Source organism: Gordonia sp. 852002-10350_SCH5691597, from assembly GCF_001665715.1.
GTDB lineage: Bacteria > Actinomycetota > Actinomycetes > Mycobacteriales > Mycobacteriaceae > Gordonia > Gordonia sputi.
On sequence record NZ_LZMO01000160.1, the window covers coordinates 1 to 1,129 of the forward strand.

General features: G+C 60.7%; 1 protein-coding gene. It reads left to right on the forward strand.

All coding sequences use genetic code 11. The annotated features are described in order from the left end of the window. The first annotated feature begins 54 nt into the window (after positions 1-54). Positions 55-1,113: an IS630 family transposase gene (locus A5777_RS11855; protein ID WP_049697012.1), complete on the forward strand. Its 1,059-nt coding sequence runs from the start codon at positions 55-57 to the stop codon at positions 1,111-1,113. The last annotated feature ends 16 nt before the right edge of the window (positions 1,114-1,129 follow it).

Below are 1,129 nucleotides of genomic sequence, written 5' to 3' on the forward strand. Positions count from 1 at the left end.
CTAGTGTCGCGTGTCGGTAATTAGTTTATGGTTCGTGGTTTGAGAGAATTGGCTATGGCGAATTCTGCGGCCCCGGCTCTTGGCCTGCGTGATGGTGATGCGGATGAACTTGATCGGCTACTACGGTCGACGTCGACGCCTGCGGGGCTGGTGCGTCGGGCGCGGATCGTGACTCTTGCTGCTGCAGGGGTGGCCAATTCGCGGATCAGCGAGGTTGTCGGGACGTCGGTGCCGACGGTACTCAAGTGGCGTTCCCGGTATCTCCATGACGGCCTCGACGGACTTCTTGACGCCCAACGATCGGGTCGCCCAAGACATCTCGATCACGCGGGTGTCATCTCGGCGACGTTGAAGCCACCGCCCAAGAAGTATGGGGTGACCCACTGGTCATCACGCCTGTTGGCCAGTCACCTCGGGATCGGCAACGCCACGGTCGCCCGCGCGTGGCGTGAGTATGGGGTACAGCCGTGGCGTTCGGGGACGTTCAAGTTCTCCACCGACCCGGAGTTGGTCGCCAAAGTCACCGATGTCGTCGGCCTGTATCTGGCACCGCCGGAGAATGCGATCGTATTGTGCGTGGACGAGAAGTCCCAGATTCAGGCCCTCGACCGCACCGCGCCTATGCTCCCGATGCAGCCAGGACAGATCGAACGCCGAACCCACGACTACAAACGCCACGGCACCACCACACTGTTCGCCGCACTGGAGATCGCGACCGGACAGGTGACCGCCACAGTCAAGCCACGGCACCGCCACCAGGAGTTCTTGTCGTTCCTCAGGCAAATCGACCGCACCTACGGCGACCAGGAGTTACACCTGGTGATGGACAACTACGCCACCCACAAAAAGTCGGCAGTCACCGAGTGGATCGCCGCGCACCCCAACATCCACGTCCACTTCACCCCGACATCAGGGTCGTGGCTCAACCTCGTCGAGGTCTGGTTCGGCATTATCGACCGGCAAGCGATCCGGCGTGGTGTGTTCACCTCAGTCAAGGACCTCAACGCGAAGATCCGAGCCTTCATCAACGGCTGGAACGACCGCAAACACCCCTTCGTGTGGACGAAACCGGTCGAGGAGATTCTCAAGAAAGCTCAACCGAAAACCAACTAACGAAACGCGACACTAG